This window comes from Streptomyces bambusae, assembly GCF_019400985.1.
GTDB classification, from domain to species: Bacteria; Actinomycetota; Actinomycetes; order Streptomycetales; family Streptomycetaceae; genus Streptomyces; species Streptomyces bambusae_A.
On sequence record NZ_WTFF01000458.1, the window covers coordinates 1 to 4,465 of the forward strand.

2 protein-coding genes and 2 pseudogenes are annotated in these 4,465 nt (G+C 76.8%); 1 reads left to right on the plus strand and 3 read right to left on the minus strand.

Annotation, left to right across the window (positions count from 1 at the left end; translation table 11 throughout):
- Positions 1 to 1,258 (plus strand): annotated as a pseudogene (locus tag GPJ59_RS33895) (YfhO family protein); the annotation flags it as partial.
- Here the strand turns inward: GPJ59_RS33895 and GPJ59_RS33900 are convergent.
- From GPJ59_RS33900 to GPJ59_RS33910, 3 genes and pseudogenes are all read right to left on the minus strand, one after another.
- Positions 1,243 to 2,757, minus strand: a complete 1,515-nt coding sequence (locus GPJ59_RS33900) for a serine/threonine-protein kinase (protein WP_308120635.1) — start codon at positions 2,755 to 2,757, stop codon at positions 1,243 to 1,245. The pseudogene GPJ59_RS33895 and the gene GPJ59_RS33900 overlap by 16 nt on opposite strands.
- Complete coding sequence (locus tag GPJ59_RS33905; RefSeq protein ID WP_219671785.1) at positions 2,754 to 3,431, minus strand: hypothetical protein; 678 nt, start codon at positions 3,429 to 3,431, stop codon at positions 2,754 to 2,756. The genes GPJ59_RS33900 and GPJ59_RS33905 overlap by 4 nt, the downstream gene beginning before the upstream one ends.
- A 196-nt stretch (positions 3,432 to 3,627) precedes the next feature.
- Positions 3,628 to 4,465: pseudogene (locus GPJ59_RS33910) on the minus strand (SAM-dependent methyltransferase); the annotation flags it as partial.

Consider the following 4,465-nt stretch of genomic DNA (forward strand, 5'->3'; position numbering starts at 1 on the left):
AGATGTGTATAAGGGCCATCTCCTGCTCTCCGCGCGGGGCGGGGCGGCCGCCCTGGCCGCGGTACGGCTGGCCGGCACCCGCCGCCGGGTGCTCCCGGCCGCGGCCCTGCTGACCGCCGCACTCGCCGTGCAGGCCGCGGCCACCACGGCGTACGGGCACCGGGGCAAGCTCGGCGGCCTGGACGACTACCCCTCCTGGAGTGCGCCCCACACCGCGCGCGCCCGGGCGCTGGCCGCCGCCGACGGCTGGCCCGCGTACCGTACGGACGCCGGACGGCCGGCGCTGACCGGCAACGACCCGCTGCTCCTCGGCGGGGAGGGCGGCGCCTACTACAGCAGCCACACCCCGGACGTCTTCACCCGCACGATGGCGGCGCTCGGCGCCGGCTGGACCTCACGGGGGCGCAACGTCCAGAGCATCGACAACCCGGTGACCGACGCCCTGTTCGCGGTCGGCGCCCGGCTGCGCCCGGACGGCACGGTGGCCCGCTCCGCCCTGGCGCCGCTGCCGCTGGTCACCACCCGGCCGCCCGGCACCGGCCCGTCCCCCGGCTACGGCGAGTCGCCGTTCGCCAACCAGGAGCTCCTGCTGGGCGCCGCGGTCTACGAGCCCCCGGCCGAGCCGGGTGTGTGCGCCGCCGGCACCGAGGCCTTCCTGTGGGCGCCGGCGTACGACGCCACGGCCCGCCTCGCCGACGGCGCGCCGGTCAAGCTGCGCGGCTGGGGGTACCTCCCAGCGGTAGCTGGGGGAGCGCCCCGGAACCGGGCCGCGCTGCAACCGCTGGGCCCCTCCCACGGCGCGTCCTCGAAGCTGGTCTTCGACCGGGAGCCGCCGCCGGTCTGGTCACTGGGCTGCCTGGACCGGGCCGAGCTGGCCGCCGCGGTGGAGCGGCTGCGCGCCTCGGCGGCCACGTCGGTGGAGGTGTCCGACGCGGGGCTGTCGGCCACGCTGCCCGCCGGGAGCACCGGCACGGCCGTCCTCGCCACCCCGGCCGTCGCCGGCTGGACCTGCAACGGCCGCCCGGCGGGCGCCCACCTGGGCCTGCTCGCGGTCCCGCTGGACGGCCGCACGACGACGCTCGCCTGCACCTTCCGCCCGCCGGGCCTGTACGCCGGGCTGCTGGCCTTCGGCGGCTGCGTGCTGGTCCTGGCCGGCCGTGGGGTCCTGGCCGGCCGTGCGGTCCAGGCCGGTCGTGCGGTCCTGGCCGGCCGTGCGGTCGTACGGCGCTTGCGGAGGGCCGCTCAGCCGCGTACCTGACCCAGCCACTGGAGGGTGCGGCGGACCTCGGCCGGGAACGGGTGGGCCGGCCCGTGCAGCCGCTCGGCGTCGAACAGCAGCCGGGCCAGGGTGTCGTGGGCGGCCGCCCGGTCGCCGAGCGAGAGCAGCAGGTGCGCGATGCGGCGCCGGACCTCCAGCGGCAGCTCGGGGTCGGGATTGGCGTAGTGGTTCTCGAACAGGGGCAGCAGCGAGCGGTACTCGGCGAGCGCGGCCGCCGGCTCGCCGAGCTGCTCCAGGCACTGGGCCGCGTCGTAGCGGAACCGCAGGGCCTGCGGGTCGCCGGCCGGGTACTCGTCGGCGAGGCGGCGCAGTTCGGGCAGGGCGCGGCGGTACTGGCCGTCGTCCATGAGCGTGGCCGCGTACTGCTTGCGCAGGCTGCGCACGACCGGGGAGTGCTCGCCGTGCCGGGCGGCCGCGGCGGGCAGGATGCCGCCGAGCAGGTCGACGGCCTGGGTGAGGCGGCCCTCGTCGAGCAGGCCCTTGACCTGGTCGACCGTGGCGGCAAGGTCGGGCTGTGCCGGGGTGGGCGCGGGCGGGGCGGTCGGGCCGGGGGGCGTCACGGTGGCGGCGCGGTCGGGCCAGGGTGCCAGCGGGCGCAGGAAGGGCCGGGTGGGGTCGAGGGGTCCGGTCGGCGTGCCCTGGGTGGGCAGCAGCGGGACCAGGGACTCGTAGACCTCCTGCGCGGAGGAGGGGCGCTCCTGCGGGTCCTTGGCCAGCAGGTGCAGCAGGACGGCCTCCAGCTGGTGGGGGATCTCCGGGCGCAGCTGGCGCACCGGCAGCGGCGGCTCGTACAGATGCCGGTGCAGCACGCCCAGGGCGGTGGAGCCGGCGAAGGGGACGCCGCCGCTGAGGAGTTCGTAGAGCACCACGCCGAGGGCGTAGAGGTCGGTGTACGGGCCGACCGCGCCGCCCATGGCCTGCTCGGGGGCCATGTAGGCCGGGCTGCCGATGGGCGTTCCGGTGTTGGTGAGGCGGGTGGTGTCGGTGTCCATGACGGAGGCCACGCCGAGGTCGAGCACGGTGACCGTGCCATCGGGGCGCACCATCACGTTGCGCGGCTTGAGGTCGCGGTGGACGATCGGCACCGCGTGCACGGCGGAGAGCACCGAGCACAGCTGCGCGGCCACCGAGACCGCCCAGGGCCAGGGGTAGGGGTCGTGCTCGGCCAGGTGGTCGGCGAGGTCGGCACCCTCGACGTACTGCATGACCAGGTAGAGGTCGTCGCCGTCGCTGCCCGCGTCGTGCACGGTGACCAGGCCCGGGTGGTCGACCTGCGCGGTGACCCGGCACTCGCGCACGAAGCGGCGGCGCAGCTCCTCGGCGACGGTGCCGGGGCCGGCGACCTTGTCGGGGCGCAGCAGCTTGACCGCGACGCGGCGGTCGAGCCGGCGGTCGTACGCCGTCCAGACCTGGCCCATGCCGCCCTGGCCCAGGACGGTGGCGAGCTGGTAGCGGTCGCCGATGAGGCGTTCGGTCACCGGTCGCGCTCCTCGCGGCGCAGCAGCTCGCTCAGCTCGTCGAGTTCGGCGCGCACCTGGCCGATGCGGGGCGCCTGCGGCGGGACGGGCGCGGCCGGGGGTACGGGCGGCTGCTGGCCGACGGGGGTGTGCCCGCCCGAGGGGGTGTGCGGGCCGGTCGGGGTGTGCGGGCCGGTCGGGGTGTGCTGGGCGCCCGGGGCGGCGGGACCGGGCTGCGCGGGCGGGTAGCCGTAGCCGGGCTGCGGCTGCGGGGCCTGCTGCTGCGGGGGCACGGGCGGGTAGTAGGGGGCGGCGCCGACCGGCGGCCGGCCGTACCAGTCCGCGCCCCGGCGGGAGTTGTAGTGCCGGATGTCCTCGTAGAGGAAGTAGGCCAGGACGGCGAGCGCGGTGATCAGCGAGGTGATCATCGCGATGTCGGTGCCCTTCGACGTCTCGCCCTCGGGGGTGTCGTCGGTGCCGAGCAGCGCGAAGCACCCGATGTTGATCAGCGCGGTCACGCCGAACAGCACCCAGTTGCGGGCCGAGCGCGTCACGATGGCGAGCTTGAGCATGCTCCCCCACGCGAGGAACCCGCACGAGATCACCGTCAGCACGCTCAACAGCACGCGCAGCGTCACCTGCAACCCGTTGTCGGACGGGGCGGGGTGCTGCGGCGGGAGGCCGGGGCCGTGCATCTCTGCTCCTGGGATAACGGGCGGTGTGACGAAAGTACGTGTCAGAGCGTATACAGGGACGCCGCGGCAGGCTCCGCGGATGCGCACATCGTCATGCTGGTGTGACCGTCGTACGGGCGGGGCCGCCACTCGGGCCCCGCCACTGCCCGTGCGTGACGCGGCGTCCGGGCGGGAGCGCCGTCAACCGGGGGGAGCCTCACCCGGGCGTGACCGTGCCGTCCGACAGGCCGTCGTAGAGGCCCTGGACGAGCTGCTCGCCGAGCCGGGCCGCGAGCCGGACGGCGTCCTCGAACTCGGCCAGGGCCCGGAACCGCTCGCCGTAGCGGCGCTGTTCGGCCAGGTGCAGCCGGGGCAGCTGGAGCCGGCGTACGTCGAGCCGGGTCGCGGTGGAGGCGTAGCTGCTGGCCTGCCGGGTGTTGGCGGTGCCGCGCAGGAAGCCGGCCAGGAACCAGGGGTCGAGGGCGGCCGGGTCGGGGCGCAGCAGGTGCAGGTTGCGGCCGAGTGCCGCGCCGGCCGTCGCGTCGGTGACGACGCGGGCGGTGCCGGTGGCGCCGACGACGGGGACGACGACGTCGCCGGCGGCGGTCAGGACGGGGGCGTCGGGGCCGGGCGTGAGCGTGCCGGAGGGGGCGGTGGCGGCGTACACGTCGTGCTCGGTGAGGACGGGCGCGTCGCCGCTGCCCTGCCCGGTGCCGGCGTGCAGCACCAGGGCGCCGGCCCGGGCGAGTTCGCCGATGGTGGTCAGCGGCGGGCGGGAGGCCGGGCCGGCGGCGGCGGGCGGCGGGGTCAGTTCGGCGGCCCGGTGCAGGGTGCGGTCGAGGCGTTCGCGTACGGCGGCCAGCTCGTCCAGGCCGCCGGCCGCGGCGGCGGGCGACAGGTGGCGGCCGGGGGTGAGGTCGACGTCGTCGTCGAGGAGTTCGATCACGGGCACCACCCGGCTGGTGCCGGGCACCTCGGCGGAGTCGCCGCCCCGGTCGTACGCCGTCCAGGCCTCGACCACGGCGCCCTGCACGGCGGGCCAGGCGGCCCGGTCG

Excerpts from the sequence above, each read along its gene's own strand:
- GPJ59_RS33905 (WP_219671785.1), bottom strand. The coding sequence starts at position 3,431 with ATGCACGGCCCCGGCCTCCCGCCGCAGCACCCCGCCCCGTCCGACAAC.